This window comes from Pseudomonas sp. LS44 (genome assembly GCF_024730785.1).
In the GTDB taxonomy this organism is placed as follows: domain Bacteria; phylum Pseudomonadota; class Gammaproteobacteria; order Pseudomonadales; family Pseudomonadaceae; genus Aquipseudomonas.
The window spans coordinates 4,390,094-4,406,840 of the sequence record NZ_CP102830.1; the positions used below are offsets into that span (position 1 = coordinate 4,390,094).

Consider the following 16,747-nt stretch of genomic DNA (forward strand, 5'->3'; position numbering starts at 1 on the left):
TTGCGCTTGAACTCACAAATTTTACCTTGACGCAATTAACCACCAGTGAAAGTGACTAATTGGTCTACTTCTATCACATACCCAAATTTTTAAAGAACAGTTCTGGCGCAAAGACCAGAATTCAAGACTCACTCATAAGTCTTCAATTCTGTGCTTTCAGCGATTTTCATGAGGATGGTGGAGCCAAGGAGGATCGAACTCCTGACCTCCTGCGTGCAAAGCAGGCGCTCTCCCAGCTGAGCTATGGCCCCATCTAATGACCGGCCACATCCCTTGACAATTGGTGGGTCTGGGCAGATTCGAACTGCCGACCTCACCCTTATCAGGGGTGCGCTCTAACCAACTGAGCTACAGACCCAATCGTCTCACTCTCGGGTCTAAACCCAATCGCTTTTCGCAAGTGAATCAAGCAATTCGTGTGGGAACTTATGAAGAAGCTGAAGTCTTCGATTAAGGAGGTGATCCAGCCGCAGGTTCCCCTACGGCTACCTTGTTACGACTTCACCCCAGTCATGAATCACACCGTGGTAACCGTCCCCCTTGCGGTTAGACTAGCTACTTCTGGTGCAACCCACTCCCATGGTGTGACGGGCGGTGTGTACAAGGCCCGGGAACGTATTCACCGTGACATTCTGATTCACGATTACTAGCGATTCCGACTTCACGCAGTCGAGTTGCAGACTGCGATCCGGACTACGATCGGTTTTGTGGGATTAGCTCCACCTCGCGGCTTGGCAACCCTCTGTACCGACCATTGTAGCACGTGTGTAGCCCTGGCCGTAAGGGCCATGATGACTTGACGTCATCCCCACCTTCCTCCGGTTTGTCACCGGCAGTCTCCTTAGAGTGCCCACCATAACGTGCTGGTAACTAAGGACAAGGGTTGCGCTCGTTACGGGACTTAACCCAACATCTCACGACACGAGCTGACGACAGCCATGCAGCACCTGTCTTACAGTTCCCGAAGGCACCAATCCATCTCTGGAAAGTTCTGTAGATGTCAAGGCCAGGTAAGGTTCTTCGCGTTGCTTCGAATTAAACCACATGCTCCACCGCTTGTGCGGGCCCCCGTCAATTCATTTGAGTTTTAACCTTGCGGCCGTACTCCCCAGGCGGTCGACTTAATGCGTTAGCTGCGCCACTAAGTTCTCAAGGAACCCAACGGCTAGTCGACATCGTTTACGGCGTGGACTACCAGGGTATCTAATCCTGTTTGCTCCCCACGCTTTCGCACCTCAGTGTCAGTATCAGTCCAGGTGGTCGCCTTCGCCACTGGTGTTCCTTCCTATATCTACGCATTTCACCGCTACACAGGAAATTCCACCACCCTCTACCGTACTCTAGTCAGACAGTTTTGGATGCAGTTCCCAGGTTGAGCCCAGGGCTTTCACATCCAACTTATCAAACCACCTACGCGCGCTTTACGCCCAGTAATTCCGATTAACGCTTGCACCCTTCGTATTACCGCGGCTGCTGGCACGAAGTTAGCCGGTGCTTATTCTGTCGGTAACGTCAAAACACTAACGTATTAGGTTAATGCCCTTCCTCCCAACTTAAAGTGCTTTACAATCCGAAGACCTTCTTCACACACGCGGCATGGCTGGATCAGGCTTTCGCCCATTGTCCAATATTCCCCACTGCTGCCTCCCGTAGGAGTCTGGACCGTGTCTCAGTTCCAGTGTGACTGATCATCCTCTCAGACCAGTTACGGATCGTCGCCTTGGTGAGCCTTTACCTCACCAACTAGCTAATCCGACCTAGGCTCATCTGTTAGCGTGAGGTCCGAAGATCCCCCACTTTCTCCCGTAGGACGTATGCGGTATTAGCGTCCGTTTCCGAACGTTATCCCCCACTAACAGGCAGATTCCTAGGCATTACTCACCCGTCCGCCGCTCTCAAGGAGTGCAAGCACCCCTCTACCGCTCGACTTGCATGTGTTAGGCCTGCCGCCAGCGTTCAATCTGAGCCATGATCAAACTCTTCAGTTCAATACTGCTTGGGTTTTGAGAAAACCCTAAACTTGGCTCAGCAATCGCAAATAAACTCTCGAATTCACGAGTGTTACTTGTGTTGCTGATAATCATCTCGACCACCAGTCTTACTCCACAAGCACCCACACGAATTGCTTGATTCAAGTTGTTAAAGAGCAGTTGGTTAAGTCCTTCGTCTCAACCGAGGCGCGCATTCTACAGCAGCTCCTCATTCCGTCAAGCAGTTTCGAAAATTTCTTTTCTACTTCAACCGCTTGCGCTTCCAATCAGCATTTCGCATCTCGGTAGCGGGAGGCGAATCTTACAGCATCATTCGACACTGTCAACCACCTCTTTTCACTACCTCGACCATCCTGATCGAACCCTCCAACACCCCCGATAATTCACGCTAACCTTTTGATTAACAAGAACTTTTACATCAGGACTGCGCCAGAAGTGGTGCGCATTATAGGCCCGCAGAACGACACGTCAACACCCTAAAGCCGATTTTTTCTGACCATTCAGTTAAAAAGCGGGGAAAGCCCTACGGGGCTGCTGTTTGGACGGCTCTTGCCGCCGCAGTCCAACTAACCAGCGGTGATAGATACAAACCAAGGAATACAGAACATGCGATGAGCAAGGACATGCATTAGCAAGAAAGCAGCAAGGAGCGGATTACCGCCGCCCTCTTCATATATAGAGAGGACGGCAGCACACTCATTTCTTAGTGACCAGCCCGTAGATGACCAGCAGGATGACTGCACCGATAACCGCACCGATAAAGCCTGCCGCTTCGCCCGCCTGGTAGATACCCAACGCTTGACCGCCATAGGTGGCGGCCAGCGAGCCAGCGATACCGAGCAGGATGGTCATGATCCAGCCCATGCTGTCATCGCCCGGCTTAATGAAGCGGGCGATCAGGCCGGCAATCAAGCCGATGAAGATGGTTCCGATGATACCCATGCAAATTTCTCCGTTTGATTGGCTCGCTCGCTAAGCCTAGTAGTGGCTTTGGCGACCTGCCATCAGACGGACACTCCACCGGCTGGGTTCCGGGAAGCCGGGAACCTCCGGGCTTGCGTTATTCCGTGCCGCTGACCAGCGCCTCAACAGCTGCGATCTGCCGCTGCAACGCATCGCTGTCGGCACAACGCAGGGTGGCATGACCGACCTTGCGACCCACCTTGAATGCCTTGCCGTAGTGGTGCAGATGGCAGTCGGCGATAGCGACAACCTTATCTACAACCGGTACTTCGCCGATGAAGTTGAGCATGGCGCTCTCACCGACCTTGGCCGTGGAGCCCAGCGGCAATCCGCCAATGGCGCGTAGATGATTCTCGAACTGGCTGCATTCGGCGCCTTCGATGGTCCAATGCCCGGAGTTATGCACACGCGGGGCAATCTCGTTGGCTTTCAAGCCGCCATCAACTTCGAAGAACTCGAAAGCCAGCACCCCGACATAGCCGAGCTGGTTCAGCACCCGCCCAACATAGTCTTCAGCCAGCGCCTGCAGAGGATGCGCAGTACTCGCCACCGACAAGCGCAAGATGCCATTGTCGTGGGTGTTATGGACCAGCGGATAGAAACGCGTCTCCCCGTCGCGAGCCCGCACGGCGACCAGCGATACCTCGCCGGTAAACGGTACGAAGCCTTCGAGAATGCAGGGCACACTACCCAACTCGGCAAAGGCGCCAGCGACATCTGCTGCTTGGCGTAGGACCTTCTGGCCCTTGCCGTCGTAGCCCAAGGTGCGGGTCTTGAGGACCGCGGGCAGACCAATGCTGGCGGCAGCGGCGTCGAGATCGGCCTGCGACTGGATGTCGGCAAATTCCGGAGTCGGAATATCCAGCTCGCGGAACATCGACTTCTCGAACCATCGGTCGCGGGCAATGCGCAACGACTCGGCGCACGGATAGACCGGTACGAACTGCGAGAGAAAGGCCACCGTCTCAGCCGGCACACTTTCGAACTCGAAGGTCACCAGATCGACTTCATCAGCCAATTGGCGCAGATGATCCTGGTCGCCATAGTCGGCACGGATGTGCTCGCCCAGCGCGGCGGCGCAGGCATCCGGCGCGGGATCCAGGAAGGCGAAGTTCATGCCCAGCGGAGTACCCGCCAAGGCCAGCATGCGACCGAGCTGGCCGCCACCGATCACACCGATTTTCATCTGACTCAGGCCTCGCGCGGGTCCGGATTGTCCAACACGCTATTGGTTTGTTCTGTGCGGAATTGCTTCAACGCCGCGTGATACTGCGGATGTTGATGACCGAGGATACTCGCCGCCAGCAGCGCCGCGTTGACCGCCCCGGCCTTACCGATGGCCAAGGTGGCGACTGGAATGCCGGCCGGCATCTGCACTATAGATAGCAGCGAGTCGACCCCGGAAAGCATCGACGACTGCACGGGCACGCCAAGCACCGGCAGATGGGTCTTGGCCGCGCACATACCCGGCAGATGGGCAGCACCGCCAGCGCCGGCAATGATCACCTGGATGCCACGGGCGTCTGCCTGTTCGGCGTACTGGAACAGCAGATCCGGCGTGCGGTGGGCGGACACCACCTGCACTTCATAGGGAATGCCGAGTTTGTCCAGCATGTCCACGGTGTGGCTCAGGGTGGACCAATCGGACTTGGAGCCCATGATCACGCCAACCAGTGCGCTCATCGTCGTGCCTCTTCTTCATTGGCGCCTGCTGGCGCGGCAAAAACTAACAAGCCACGCTGGGTAACCAGGCGTGGCTTGTTGGCGAATGAATCTGGCCGCTGATCGGCCAAGGGCCGCGGAGTATACCGTAAAGCCGGGGTTGGCGAGCACTGCTGGTCATTTTCTGCACGCCGGGTATTGCGCAGCCCGCACGGGATTACCTCACCGCTTGCCATAGCCTTTGCTTAGCTGGAAAAAATAGACTGTGCCCGTCCAACCATTCGAGACCATCGCCATGTCCGCAGCCAAGCGCATCCTCATCCTTTATACCGGCGGCACGATCGGCATGCAGATGAGTGCCGATGGCCTGGCCCCGGCTTCCGGGTTCGAAGCGCGGCTGCGGACCCAGCAGCGGTTAGAGGAAGATGGCGGGCAATTGCCGGACTGGCGCTTTCGCGAACTGCCCGCGCCGCTCGATAGCGCCAACATGACGCACGCCGACTGGCTGACCATGCGCGAGCAGATTCTCGCCGGCATCGATGACGATGGCTGCGACAGCGTGCTGGTTCTGCATGGCACCGACACCCTGGCGTACAGCGCCGCGGCACTCAGTTTCCTGCTCCTCGGCCTGAGCCAACCGGTAATCCTCACCGGCTCGATGCAACCGGCTGGGGTCGCCGGCGGCGATGCCTGGAGCAATCTGTTTGGCGCCATGCGCATGCTCGAACTCGGCCAGCGACCTGGCGTGCAGGTGTTCTTCGATGGACGCCTGCTGCATGGCGCGCGGGTCAGCAAATTGCGCAGCGACGCCTTCGATGCCTTCACCGTGCTGCCGCGGCGCCGTCAGGGCGCGCACGCTCCGTCGATTCCGCCAGCCCTCGATCACCGCCAGCCGCGGCGCCCGGTGAGCCTGGCCGTGCAGCCGCTGTTTCCTGGGCTCGGCGCCGCGCAGCTGCGTGCGCTGCTGGAGAGTGGCGTGGAAGCCCTGCTGCTGGAGTGCTACGGCAGCGGCACCGGGCCGGCGAATGACCGGGAAATCATGGCGACGCTGCAGGACGCCCACGACCGCGGCGTGGTGCTGGCAGCGATCAGCCAATGTCCGCAAGGGCATGTCGAATTCGGCGTGTATTCGGCCAGCAGCCGGCTGCAGCAGACCGGCCTGGTCAGCGCCGCCGGGATGACCCGCGAGGCGGCCCTGGGCAAGCTGTTCGCCTTGCTCGGCGCCGGGTTACCGCCAGCGCAGGTCGAGCATTGGTTCGCGCTCGACCTGTGTGGCGAACTGACGGATTAAGGCGTTACGCGGGGCCGCCGCACGCTAGGCGTGAGTCAAATACCAGCGCCAATCCTGCTCGCCGACCTCGGCCATGAACTGGCGATACTCGTGGCGCTTGATCGCCAGATAGACCTGGAGAAACTCGCTGCCGAAAGCCTCGGTGGCCCAGCTCGATTGCTCCAGTGCAGTCAGCGCGGTTAACCAGTCGGTCGGCAAGAACTCGCTGGCCTGGGCATAACCATTGCCGGTGATCGGCGCGCCCGGATCGAGCTGCTCACGCAAGCCATGGTGGATCCCGGCGAGGATCGCCGCGGCGGCCAGATAGGGGTTGGCGTCGGCGCCACAGATGCGGTGCTCGATATGCCGACTGTTGGCCGGGCCGCCGGGCACGCGGAACGACACGGTACGGTTGTTCACCCCCCAGCTCTTCGCCAACGGCGCGTAGCTATTAGCCTGGAAGCGGCGGAACGAGTTGGCGTGCGGACAGAAGATCGCCAGCCCGTCGAGCAAGGTAGCCATCATCCCGCCAATCGAATGCCTGAGCAGCGGTGTGCCATGCGGATCTTCCGCAGCATAGAGATTGTTGCCGTGCTCATCGGCCAGGCTCACGTGCAGGTGCAGGCCGCTGCCGGCCTGGTCGCCGAACGGCTTGGCCATGAAACAGGCCTGCAGACCATGCCGGTTGGCGACACCCTTGACCAGGCGCTTGTAACGGATGCCTTCATCGATCGCCTGCAGCGCATCGAAACGGTGTTCGAGGGTCAGCTCCAGCTGGCCGGGCGCGTATTCGGAGATCGCCGTGCGTACCGGCAGGCCCTGCACCTCGCAGGCCGCGTAGAGGTCATCGAGAAACGCCTGCTGCTGCTCCAGCTCCAGCACGCCGTAGACCTGCGGTGCCTGCGGGCGCACGCCGTTCATCTGCAACGCCGGTTGCGGTCGGCCGTTCACGTCGCGCTGCCGATCGAGCAGATAGAACTCCAACTCGACGGCCATCACCGGATGGTAACCATCGGCCTTCAGGCGATCGATGGCACGCACCAGTACATGGCGCGGATCGGCCGGCGAGGCCGGCAAGCCTTTTTCGGGATGCATGCTGACCTGCAACTGACCGGTCGGCGTGCTGCGCCAGGGCTGCAGGGTCAGGCTGCCGGGCAGCGGATAGGTCCAGCAGTCGGCGTCGGCGACTTCCCAGACCAGGCCGCTGTCCTCGACGTCCTCGCCCTGGATGGTCAGCGCAAGGATTGAGCTGGGCAGCGGCCGGCCGTTTTCATAAATGGCCAACAGCTCGTCGCGGTGCAACAGCTTGCCGCGCGGTACGCCATTGGCGTCGATCAGAATCAGCTCGAAACTGCGCACCTCGGGATGGGCGGCGAGGAAGTCGTGGGCTTCCTGGATATCGGCAAAGTGCATGTCTACCTCGTCAGCGCCACGCGGCGATGTGTAGCCCGGATGCAATCCTGGGTTTGCGGATGTTGGACCCTCCCGGATTGCATCCGGGCTACGGTTGCGGACTTGCAGGATAGGTGAGCGCAGCGATATCCATGCGGTAAGGGCCGATGGGCATCACAAGCTCAACCTGCGCGGCCCGACCCATCCTACGGCTCGCGCGCGCCGGGAATGGCCAGCAGCTCGCTCAATGCCTGATCGAGGGTGGCGATCAGGCGGTCGACGTCGGCGGCGCTGGTGTCCGGGCAGCACAGGGTCATGTTGTGGAACGGCGTGATGAGGATGCCGCGGTTGATCAGGTACAGGTGCAGGGCCATCTGCAGCTCGTCGTGGAACGCCGCCTCGGCTTGCGCACCGGTCTTCGGCGAAACCGGGCAGAACTGGAACTCGCTGCGCGCGCCCAGCTCGGTCACCGACCACTTCAGGTCGTATTTGGCGATCAGCCCGCGGAAGCCGTCGGCCAGGCGCTTGGCCAGCGGCAGCATGTGGTCGTAGGCGGCCTGGGTCATCACCTGCTCGAGGTTGGCGCGCATGCAGTGCATGGCCAGGGCGTTGGCCGACAAGGTGGTGCCCATGCCGCTGTGGCCGTGGCCCTGACTGCCTGCGCTGGCCCGCTGGCGCGCCTGCTGCATGGCCTCGGCCATCGCCGCGCTGCAGCCGAAGATGCCGCACGGCACGCCACCGGCGATCGGCTTGCCGACCACGAAGAAGTCCGGCTCCAGGCCCCACAGCTTGGTGCAGCCGCCGATGTCGGTGGAGATGGTGTGGGTCTCGTCGATGATCAGCAGCGCGCCGTACTTGCGCGTCAGCTCGCGGCACTGCTGCAGGAAACCGGGCTCGGGCAGGACCATGCCGATGTTGGTCATCGCCGGCTCGCACAGCAGCGCGCAGACGTCGCCCTGGGCCAGCGCGGCCTCCAGCGCTTGGATGTCGTTGAACGGGATCGCGCGGCTGTACTGGGTCAGGTCGTAGGCCTGGCCGACCAGGCCGGAGCGGTGCACGGTCGCGCCGTCGCGGCAACGCACCATGACGTCGTCGACGGTGCCGTGGTAGCAGCCGTCGAACACCAGCAGGGTCTTGCGCTGGGTGATCGCCCGCGCCCAGCGCAGCACGTAGCGGTTGGAGTCGGTGGCGGTGGCGGTGACCTGCCAGTAGGGCAGGCCGAAGCGCGCGGTCAGCAGCTCACCGGCGACCACCGCATCCTCGCCAGGGAGCATGGTGGTCAGGCCGTTGTTGGCCTGTTCGGCGATGGCCTGGGCGATCGGCTCGGGCGAGTGGCCGAACATGGTGCCGGTGTCGCCGAGGCAGAAGTCGATGTATTCGTGGCCGTCGACGTCGTAGAAGCGCGCGCCCTTGGCGCGTTCGACGAACAGCGGGCTGGGCGTCGACCAGTCGGCCATCCAGTGCATCGGCACGCCGCCGAACAGCGAGTGACGGGCGCGCTCGGCGAGGGCCACGGACTTCGGATTGCGCTGCACGAAACGCTGCCGTTCAGCGGCGGCAAAGGCTTCCACGGCAGAGGCGGCGATCCCACTGGCGGTCATGTTGAACACCTCGTTCGAATTTCTGCACATCGTTATCGGAGCTTGCCGAGAAGTCAATCCAGGCGCAGACCGCTTCGTGGTGAGCAGTAGGCGGATACACCCGCTGATTAGTTTCTTACCGCCAGTTCACCCCTGGCCAAGCAACTGTTTCCATATATTGCTCAGCCCCAGCCGGCGCGCCGGCCGATGTACCCTGCCAATCTGCCCATCTGCGGCAGCTAATGCGCTATTCCCGAGCGCAAGGAGAACATCCGAACACAGACGCCAGGCGTCGACGCGTGTTCAGGCAGTCAGGAGTTCACCGCCATGCATGCCATCAGCTTCATCCAGGATCTGGCGGTGATCATGCTGATTGCCGGGATGGTCACCATCGTTTTCCACCGTTTCAAGCAGCCGGTGGTACTCGGCTACATCATTGCCGGCTTCATCATTGGCCCGCACACCCCGCCGTTTAGCCTGATCCACGACGAACAGACGATCAAAACCCTCGCCGAACTGGGGGTGATCTTCCTGATGTTCTGCCTGGGCCTGGAGTTTTCCCTGCGCAAGCTGTTCAAGGTGGGCGCCACGGCCTTCATCGCGGCGTTTCTGGAAATCGCCCTGATGATCTGGATCGGTTACGAAATCGGCCAGTTCTTCGCCTGGAGCAATATGGATTCGCTGTTCCTCGGCGGCATCCTGGCGATCTCTTCGACCACCATCATCATCAAGGCGCTCGGCGATCTGAAGATGAAGCACGAGCGCTTCGCCCAGCTGATCTTCGGCGTGCTGATTGTCGAGGACATCCTCGGCATTGGCATCATCGCGCTGCTGTCCGGCATCGCGGTGAGCGGCAGCGTGGAGACCGGCGAGGTGTTTTCCACGGTCGGCAAGCTATCGCTGTTCATGATCGTCGCGCTGGTGATCGGCATTCTGCTGGTGCCGCGCCTGCTCGCCTATGTGGCGAAGTTCGAGAGCAACGAGATGCTCCTGATCACCGTGCTCGGCCTGTGTTTCGGCTTCTGCTTGCTGGTGGTCAAGCTGGAGTACAGCATGGTGCTGGGCGCCTTCCTGATCGGCGCGATCATGGCCGAGTCACGCCAATTGGTGCAGATCGAGCGGCTGGTCGAACCGGTGCGCGACATGTTCAGCGCGATCTTCTTCGTCGCCATCGGCCTGCTGATCGACCCGGCGGTGCTGATCGATTACGCCTGGCCGATTGCGGTGATCACCGTCGCGGTGATTCTCGGCAAGCTGCTGTCCTGCGGGGTCGGCGCCTTCCTGGCCGGCAACGACGGACGCACGTCGCTGCGCGTCGGCATGGGCCTGTCGCAGATCGGCGAGTTCTCTTTCATCATCGCCGCGCTGGGCATGACCCTGCAGGTGACCAGCGATTTCCTTTATCCGGTGGCGGTTGCCGTGTCGGCGCTCACCACCCTCTCCACGCCCTACCTGATCCGCGCTGCGGACCCGTTGTCGACGCGCCTGGCGGCGTGGATGCCGGAGCGCGTGGCGCGGGTGTTCGGCTTGTACGGCGAGTGGCTGCGCAGCATTCAGCCGCAGGGGCAGAACATTCTGTTGATGGCGATGATCCGCAAGATCCTCCTGCAGATCGGCGTCAACCTGGCTCTGGTGGTGGCGATCTTCCTCGCCAGTGCCTGGTTTGCCGAGAGCCTGGCCGGTTACCTGCAGCCGTGGATCGCTCAGCAAAACCTGCAGAAGGCGCTGATCTGGAGTGGCGCGCTGTTGCTCTCGCTGCCGTTCCTGATCGCCGCCTACCGCAAGCTCAAGGCGCTGTCGATGCTCCTGGCGGAGATGGGCGTCAGCCCGGAAAAAGCCGGCCGGCATACGGTGCGCGTACGCCGGGTGATCGCCGAGTTGATTCCGTTGCTGTCGCTGGCCGGGATTCTGCTGCTGTTGATGGGCCTGTCGGCGAGCATCTTGCCGACCGTCGAGTTCCTGATCGTCATCGCCGTGCTGGCCGCCGGGGTGATCGCCCTACTCTGGCGCTGGTTCATCCGCGTGCACACGCGCATGCAGGTGGCGCTGATGGAAACCCTGGAGCACAGCGATCCGCACAACGGCCACTGATCCGTAGGCTGGGTCGAGCCGCGCAGGTCAGCGCGATACCCATCGTTGCGCTGGCGAACTGACGCTCGTTGGGTATCGCTGCGCTCAACGCCAACCTACGGGAGCGACCGGGTGCTGGTTCAGCTTTTCAGCCAGACATCCCGCGCCCAGTGCCAGACCGAATCCCAGGTCTCATCGGTCAGCTCGCCTTCGTCACCCGACCACAGGGTGACTTCGCCTTCGATATCGACCACATAGTAATCGCGGCCGTCCTGGCAGATCGGCACCAAATCGCGCGGCACGCCCAGATCCCAAGCCACCGAGGCAACCTCGGGCAAGTAGGTGTGCGATTGCGGATCGCTGGCGGTGACCGGCTCGAGGTGGCCGTAGACCACGTCGCTGACCTTAAGCAGGAATTCACGCAGCTCGAAGGGCAGGTTGATCAGCAATTGCTCCTCGATTTCCACCAACAAATCTTCATCCGGCAACTCCAACGGCACCGGCACCGGCTCGTTGAGTTCGCGCAGTTCGTCGATGACTTCTTCCATACCAGTAAGGCCTCGTGCAGGGGGATGGGCTTTATACAGTAGCCGCTGTGTGGGCGGAAAAATCCGTGGGTCGGATGGTCGCGAAATCTGCCGCCGGCCCTGGTGTGGCTGACTAAAATTTGAGCAGAAGTGTTGCGGTTTCGCCAAGGCCCTCGGGCTGGGAGGTACATCATGCAAATGGCCAAAACTCTACAACGCAGCCTGGAGCGCGCGCATTGCGAATTCGAGCTGGTCGCCCACCCGCACTCGGCGACCAGCCTGGAGTCGGCGCGGGCGGCCTACGTGCCGGCGGAGCGCCTGGCCAAGTCGGTGATCCTCGATGATCGCCACGGCCATTACCTGATGGCGGTGCTGCCGGCCAGCCGGCACCTCGACTTGGGCAAGGTGCGCACCGACGCGACGGACTGGCAACTGAGCAACGAGGCAACCATCGCCGGGCTGTTCCACGATTGCGAACTCGGCGCCGTGCCGGCGTTGGGCGAACCCTATGGCATGAAGATGCTGGTCGACCCGCAGCTGACCCGCCAGCAGGACATCTACCTCGAGGCCGGCGATCACCAGAACCTGGTGCACCTGCAGATGGACCAGTACCTCAAGCTGGTGCCGCACGCCGAGGTCTGCGAGCTGTGCCACTGAAAGGACACCCGCCCGTGCAGCGGCCTGCCGGGCGGCCACTGACGCTGCCGGCGGCGGCGCCGCCACGCTTCTATTTGCGCCGCTTGATCGCCCGGCGCCAGCACCGCCGGCACTGAAACGACAAACCCGGGCAAGCCCGGGTTTGTTTGTGCAGCAGGAACGAATCAACCGTTCTGGCGGATACCGGCGACCAGCCACGGCTGGTTGTCGCCGCTGGCCCGCTCCATGCGCCAGCTTTCGCTGAAGGCTTCGCCTTGATCGAAGCGCGAGGTCTTCGAGGTACCGCTGAAAGTCAGCGTAGCCACGGTCTTGTCGGCCAGTTCGTCGATACCGTCCAGTTGCACCTGCAGATCGTCGATGTAGGTCGACTGGAAGCCTTCGCCCAGGTCGGCACGCTCCTGCTTGAGGAAGCTGAGCATTGACGGGGTGACGAACTCGGCGATCTTGTCCATCTCGGCCGCGTCCCAATGCTGCTGCAGGGCGAGGAAGTGCTCGCGACCGGCTTCAAGGAAACGCGGTTCGTTGAACCAGGCCGGCGCGTTGATAACCGGCGCTGGCGCCGCGCTACCACCGAAGATCGGCGTTTGCTGGGCGGGCATTTCCCGCTGGAACGGCGCATGACCGGCAGCGGCTGGCTGGCCGTGGGCCTGGCGTTTACGCCACGCGGAGAAGAGGCGGAAGGCGAGGAAGGCGAGCAGGCCGACGATCAGGAAGTCGAACATCTGGAAGCCTTCGAAGCCATCGCCCATGAACATCGAGGCGAGCAGGCCGCCGGCGGCGATCCCGGCCAGCGGGCCGAGCCAGCGCGAGGCACCGCTGGCCGCGGCGGCAGGTTTGCCGGCAGCGGTCGGCGCGGCGGCTGGGGTGTTAGGCTGCGCCTGGCGAGTCTGGTGGGTCGGCGCCGAACCGAACGACTTGCCGCCGCCCATGCGCTTGGCGGCATTCGCGTCGAGGGCGAGCGTCAGGCTGACGCACAGGGCCATGGCGATGCTGAGGAAACGTTGCATAAAGGGATTACCCGTTGTTATGGATGGCACGCGCGTCATGCTGCCCCCTCTTGGCCACGCTGGCTAGGCCCAGAATGTTTCGGGATTTATGCGTGGCCGAGCCGGTGCAACGCTCAACGCCAGACCAACAGCGCCACACCGGTGCCAACCAGGCCAATGCCGCACCATTGCCGCAGCTCCAGACGCTCACCGAGCAGCGTCACGCCGAGCACCGCCACAAGCACCACGCTGAGTTTGTCCACCGGAGCGACCAGCGAGGCCGGGCCGAGCTTCAGGGCGCGGAAGTAACACAGCCAGGAAGCGCCAGTGGCCAGCCCGGACAGGCCCAGGAACAGGTAGCTCTTCGCCGAAATACTCGCCAGCGGCTGGTATTGCCCGGTCAGGCGCAGCAGCAGCGCCAGGCTGACCAGCACCACGCCGGTCCGCAGCAAGGTGGCGATATCGGGATCGACCTCGGCCACGCCGACCTTCGCGCAGATGGCCGTCAGCGCGGCGAACAGTGCCGACAGCAGCGCCCAGAACGCCCATGAGGACAGCAGTTGATTGCTCATCGGTCGATCCCTCACCCGCCGCGGCCCCAATTAGTCGCGCAGCAGCTGACGCAACGGCACGCGCTGCAACTGGCGATGCACATAAGCACACAACAGCGCGGGCGGTTCGTGCGGGTAGCGCAGCCAGTGGATGAAGCTGCGCAGGTACACCGCGGTGAGCAGGCTTTCCTCGACCACGCGCGCCAGGTGGTGATTGTCGCGCCGCGCCGCCTCGCGCCACCACTGCAGCGTGCGGCTAATGCGCAGCAAGCCCTGGATCTGCAGGTGCAGGTGCGCGGGCTCGAACTTGTACAGCAGCATCTGCCCGGTCACCGCGCGGTGTGGCGCCAGGGCGGTGAGCCAGGCCTGCAGCAACTCTTCCAGGCGGTGCGCGGTGGGCAGCTCGATCAGGGCGGGCGCTTCGGCGTGACGCAGCAAAGCCTGGTCGGCGCGGTCGAACCAGGCTTCCACCAGGTCGTCCTTCTGCTGGTAATGCCGGGCGATCGCGTCGAGCCCGACGCCCAACTCAGCGGCCACCGCATGCAGCTGTAGGCGTTCCCAGCCACAGTAATCGGCTAGATTCAGGGCAGTGTCGAGAATCTCGGCGGCGCTAGGTGATTTGGACATGGCACACCTCCGCCCAACAGTATGGCGGCGGTGTGCGACGCGAGTGACACAGGCGACCGATGGCCACCGCTTCGAACAAGGTAGGGTGGGTACAACCCGCCAGAGCAGTCCGCGGGTTGCACCCGCCCTACGAGTGGCTACAGCGCTTCGAGCTTGGCGTAGGACAGCATCAGCCACTTGCTGCCTTCGTTCTCGAACTTCACCTGCACCCGCGCCTGAGCGCCGGAGCCTTCGAAGTTGAGGATCACGCCATCGCCGAACAGGCCGTGGCGCACCGCTTGACCGAGATTGAAGCCGGTATCCGGCACTTCGGCGCCGGCGAACATCGAAGCGGTGCTGCGATTGGCGCTGGTCATCGGCCGGCTGACGCTGTTCGACAGGCGCACTTCCTGCACCAGCGACGGTGGAATCTCGCGGACGAAGCGCGAGAGTGTATTGCGGGTTTCATTGCCATAGAGACGGCGTACTTCGGCGTAACTGATCACCAGATGCTGCATAGCGCGGGTGATGCCGACATAGGCCAGGCGGCGTTCTTCCTCGAGCCGGCCGGCTTCTTCCAGGCTCATCTTGTGCGGGAACAAGCCCTCTTCCATGCCGACCAGGAACACCAGCGGGAACTCCAGACCTTTGGCGCTGTGCAAGGTCATCAGCTGGATGCAGTCCTCGTCTGGGCCGGCCTGGGTGTCGCCGGCTTCCAGCGAGGCGTGGCCAAGGAAGGCTTGCAGCGGGGTCAAATCGTCCTCTAGCTCTTCGTTGTCGAAGGCACGGGCGGCGCTGACCAGTTCCTCGAGGTTTTCCACCCGTGCCTGGCCTTTTTCACCCTTCTCTTCCTTGTGATAGGTGATCAGCCCGGATTGCTCGATGACCGTCTGGGTCATCAGGTGCAGCGGCATCTGCTCGACCTTCAGGGCCAGCCGATCGATCAGTTCGACAAAGGCGTTCAGCGCGCTGGCGGCGCGGCCGTTGACCAGCTTGGCGCCGACCGCCTGATGCAGCGCCCCCCACAGCGACAGCTCCTGCTCACGGGCCAGATTGCGCAGGATCTCCACGGTTTTCTCGCCGATCCCGCGCGGTGGCACGTTGATCACCCGCTCCAGCGCGGCATCGTTGCCGCGGCCGTCGAGCAGGCGCAGGTAGGCCATGGCGTTCTTGATCTCGGCGCGCTCGAAGAAGCGCTGGCCGCCGTAGATGCGATAGGGAATTTTCTCGCGCAGCAGCGCCTCTTCGAGGACCCGCGACTGGGCGTTGGAGCGATACAGGATGGCGATTTCGCTGCGCTTGAGGCCGCTTTTGCGCCGCGCATCCTCAATCGACTCGACCACATAGCGCGCTTCATCGTGTTCGTTGAAGGCGGCGTACAGGCTAATCAGCTCGCCGTCGCCGCCGTCCGTCCACAACTCCTTGCCCAGGCGCCCCTGGTTGTTGGCGATCAGGGCGTTGGCGGCCTTGAGGATGCCGGCGGTGGAGCGGTAATTCTGCTCCAGGCGAATGACTTGCGCGTCGGCGAAATCGCTGGAGAACTGCTGGATGTTCTCGATCTTGGCGCCGCGCCAGCCGTAGATCGACTGGTCGTCATCGCCGACCACCATCAGGCTGTCGCCGCCCTTGGCGAGCAACTGCAGCCAGGCGTACTGCACGGCGTTGGTGTCCTGGAACTCGTCGACCAGGATGTGCCGGAAGCGCCGCTGATAATGCGCAAGTAAGCCCGGATGATCGCGCCACAGATCCAGGGCGCGCAGCAGCAACTCGGAAAAATCGATCACTCCGGCGCGCGCGCAGGCCGCTTCATAGGCCTCGTAGATGCTTCGCATGGTGGCGAGGAATAAATCGCCGCTAGCCTGGATATGTTGCGGACGTAGGCCCTCGTCCTTCTGGCCATTGATGAACCATTGCGCCTGGCGCGCCGGCCAGCGCTGCTCATCGAGGCCGAGGTCGCGGATCACCCGCTTGACCAGGCGCTGCTGGTCGTCGGAATCGAGAATCTGGAAGTTCTGGTTGAGCTTGGCTTCCTGCCAGTGCGCGCGCAGCAGCCGGTGGGCCAGGCCATGGAAGGTGCCCACCCACATGCCGGCAGGATTCTCACCGAGCAGCTGCTCGATGCGGTGGCGCATCTCGGCAGCCGCTTTGTTGGTAAAGGTCACCGAGAGGATCGAATGCGCCGAGGCCTTTTCGATCTGGATCAGCCAGGCGATGCGATGGACCAGCACTCGGGTCTTGCCCGAGCCGGCACCGGCGAGCACCAATTGACGGCCCAAGGCTGCGGCAACTGCCTGGCACTGAGCATCGTTGAGAGAAGCGAGGAGAAGTTCTGGGTCTTTAAGCATCGCGGCATTCTAGGGGGTGCGACGAGACGGGGCAAACCACGCCGGTGAGCGGTGCCAGAGGCTTTGCTCAACTAAAGATTGGTTCCATGAATGCCGCCCCCATTTGAGTATTGGGCCACAGATCAAGGCCAGTTATGCTGCGATTCT

Annotated in this window: 13 protein-coding genes, 2 tRNA genes and 1 rRNA gene; 3 read left to right on the forward strand and 13 right to left on the reverse strand. The window is 62.2% G+C overall.

Going from position 1 to position 16,747, the window contains the following annotated elements:
- Nucleotides 1–175: 175 nt before the first annotated feature.
- The 6 genes from NVV93_RS19770 to purE all read right to left on the reverse strand — a co-directional run bounded on the left by NVV93_RS19770 (nt 176) and on the right by purE (nt 4,637).
- Nucleotides 176–251 (reverse strand) — tRNA-Ala (locus NVV93_RS19770).
- Nucleotides 252–281: 30 nt separating this feature from the next.
- Nucleotides 282–358 (reverse strand) — tRNA-Ile (locus NVV93_RS19775).
- 93 nt (nt 359–451) lie between these two features.
- Nucleotides 452–1,988: ribosomal RNA gene (locus NVV93_RS19780) — 16S ribosomal RNA — on the reverse strand.
- Between the two features lie 699 nt (nt 1,989–2,687).
- A complete protein-coding gene (locus NVV93_RS19785; RefSeq protein WP_258252353.1) occupies nt 2,688–2,933 on the reverse strand; it encodes a GlsB/YeaQ/YmgE family stress response membrane protein in 246 nt (81 codons plus the stop codon).
- Between the two features lie 118 nt (nt 2,934–3,051).
- Nucleotides 3,052–4,140, reverse strand: coding sequence for a 5-(carboxyamino)imidazole ribonucleotide synthase (locus NVV93_RS19790; RefSeq protein ID WP_258252354.1), 1,089 nt, complete (start codon nt 4,138–4,140; stop codon nt 3,052–3,054).
- A gap of 5 nt (nt 4,141–4,145) precedes the next feature.
- Nucleotides 4,146–4,637 carry a 5-(carboxyamino)imidazole ribonucleotide mutase gene (gene purE / locus NVV93_RS19795; RefSeq protein WP_258252355.1) on the reverse strand — a complete coding sequence of 164 codons (492 nt, stop codon included), beginning with the start codon at nt 4,635–4,637 and terminating at the stop codon, nt 4,146–4,148.
- Nucleotides 4,638–4,911: 274 nt separating this feature from the next.
- On the opposite strand from purE, the gene NVV93_RS19800 reads away from it, so the two are divergent.
- Entirely contained in the window at nt 4,912–5,907 is a 996-nt protein-coding gene (locus tag NVV93_RS19800; RefSeq protein WP_258252356.1) for an asparaginase, read from the forward strand.
- 24 nt (nt 5,908–5,931) lie between these two features.
- Here the strand turns inward: NVV93_RS19800 and NVV93_RS19805 are convergent, their stop codons facing one another.
- Nucleotides 5,932–7,299 (reverse strand): glutamine synthetase family protein, encoded by a 1,368-nt coding sequence (locus NVV93_RS19805; RefSeq protein ID WP_258252357.1) that lies wholly within the window; start codon nt 7,297–7,299, stop codon nt 5,932–5,934.
- Between the two features lie 185 nt (nt 7,300–7,484).
- Nucleotides 7,485–8,879 (reverse strand): aspartate aminotransferase family protein, encoded by a 1,395-nt coding sequence (locus NVV93_RS19810; protein WP_258252358.1) that lies wholly within the window; start codon nt 8,877–8,879, stop codon nt 7,485–7,487.
- Nucleotides 8,880–9,185: 306 nt separating this feature from the next.
- On the opposite strand from NVV93_RS19810, the gene NVV93_RS19815 reads away from it, so the two are divergent.
- Entirely contained in the window at nt 9,186–10,949 is a 1,764-nt protein-coding gene (locus NVV93_RS19815) for a cation:proton antiporter (protein ID WP_258252359.1), read from the forward strand.
- Nucleotides 10,950–11,068: 119 nt separating this feature from the next.
- On the opposite strand, the gene NVV93_RS19820 is transcribed toward NVV93_RS19815, so the two are convergent.
- Complete coding sequence (locus NVV93_RS19820; protein ID WP_258252360.1) at nt 11,069–11,476, reverse strand: SMI1/KNR4 family protein; 408 nt, start codon at nt 11,474–11,476, stop codon at nt 11,069–11,071.
- Between the two features lie 171 nt (nt 11,477–11,647).
- On the opposite strand from NVV93_RS19820, the gene NVV93_RS19825 reads away from it, so the two are divergent.
- The gene (locus NVV93_RS19825) at nt 11,648–12,112 is read left to right on the forward strand and encodes an aminoacyl-tRNA deacylase (protein WP_258252362.1); all 465 of its coding nucleotides are present in this window, start codon (nt 11,648–11,650) and stop codon (nt 12,110–12,112) included.
- A gap of 164 nt (nt 12,113–12,276) precedes the next feature.
- Here the strand turns inward: NVV93_RS19825 and NVV93_RS19830 are convergent, their stop codons facing one another.
- The 4 genes from NVV93_RS19830 to uvrD form a co-directional block, all read right to left on the reverse strand.
- Nucleotides 12,277–13,119 carry a Tim44 domain-containing protein gene (locus tag NVV93_RS19830; RefSeq protein WP_258252363.1) on the reverse strand — a complete coding sequence of 281 codons (843 nt, stop codon included), beginning with the start codon at nt 13,117–13,119 and terminating at the stop codon, nt 12,277–12,279.
- A gap of 113 nt (nt 13,120–13,232) precedes the next feature.
- Nucleotides 13,233–13,670, reverse strand: a complete 438-nt coding sequence (locus NVV93_RS19835; protein WP_258252364.1) for an EamA family transporter — start codon at nt 13,668–13,670, stop codon at nt 13,233–13,235.
- Nucleotides 13,671–13,700: 30 nt separating this feature from the next.
- Complete coding sequence (locus tag NVV93_RS19840) at nt 13,701–14,276, reverse strand: TetR/AcrR family transcriptional regulator (RefSeq protein ID WP_258252365.1); 576 nt, start codon at nt 14,274–14,276, stop codon at nt 13,701–13,703.
- A 137-nt stretch (nt 14,277–14,413) separates the two neighbouring features.
- Entirely contained in the window at nt 14,414–16,600 is a 2,187-nt protein-coding gene (gene uvrD / locus NVV93_RS19845; protein WP_258252366.1) for a DNA helicase II, read from the reverse strand.
- Between the last annotated feature and the right edge of the window lie 147 nt (nt 16,601–16,747).

Coding starts and splice junctions, on each gene's coding strand:
- NVV93_RS19785 (WP_258252353.1), bottom strand. CDS start 2,933: ATGGGTATCATCGGAACCATCTTCATCGGCTTGATTGCCGGCCTGATC.
- NVV93_RS19790 (WP_258252354.1), bottom strand. CDS start 4,140: ATGAAAATCGGTGTGATCGGTGGCGGCCAGCTCGGTCGCATGCTGGCC.
- purE (WP_258252355.1), bottom strand. CDS start 4,637: ATGAGCGCACTGGTTGGCGTGATCATGGGCTCCAAGTCCGATTGGTCC.
- NVV93_RS19800 (WP_258252356.1), top strand. CDS start 4,912: ATGTCCGCAGCCAAGCGCATCCTCATCCTTTATACCGGCGGCACGATC.
- NVV93_RS19805 (WP_258252357.1), bottom strand. CDS start 7,299: ATGCACTTTGCCGATATCCAGGAAGCCCACGACTTCCTCGCCGCCCAT.
- NVV93_RS19810 (WP_258252358.1), bottom strand. CDS start 8,879: ATGACCGCCAGTGGGATCGCCGCCTCTGCCGTGGAAGCCTTTGCCGCC.
- NVV93_RS19815 (WP_258252359.1), top strand. CDS start 9,186: ATGCATGCCATCAGCTTCATCCAGGATCTGGCGGTGATCATGCTGATT.
- NVV93_RS19820 (WP_258252360.1), bottom strand. CDS start 11,476: ATGGAAGAAGTCATCGACGAACTGCGCGAACTCAACGAGCCGGTGCCG.
- NVV93_RS19825 (WP_258252362.1), top strand. CDS start 11,648: ATGCAAATGGCCAAAACTCTACAACGCAGCCTGGAGCGCGCGCATTGC.
- NVV93_RS19830 (WP_258252363.1), bottom strand. CDS start 13,119: ATGCAACGTTTCCTCAGCATCGCCATGGCCCTGTGCGTCAGCCTGACG.
- NVV93_RS19835 (WP_258252364.1), bottom strand. CDS start 13,670: ATGAGCAATCAACTGCTGTCCTCATGGGCGTTCTGGGCGCTGCTGTCG.
- NVV93_RS19840 (WP_258252365.1), bottom strand. CDS start 14,276: ATGTCCAAATCACCTAGCGCCGCCGAGATTCTCGACACTGCCCTGAAT.
- uvrD (WP_258252366.1), bottom strand. CDS start 16,600: ATGCTTAAAGACCCAGAACTTCTCCTCGCTTCTCTCAACGATGCTCAG.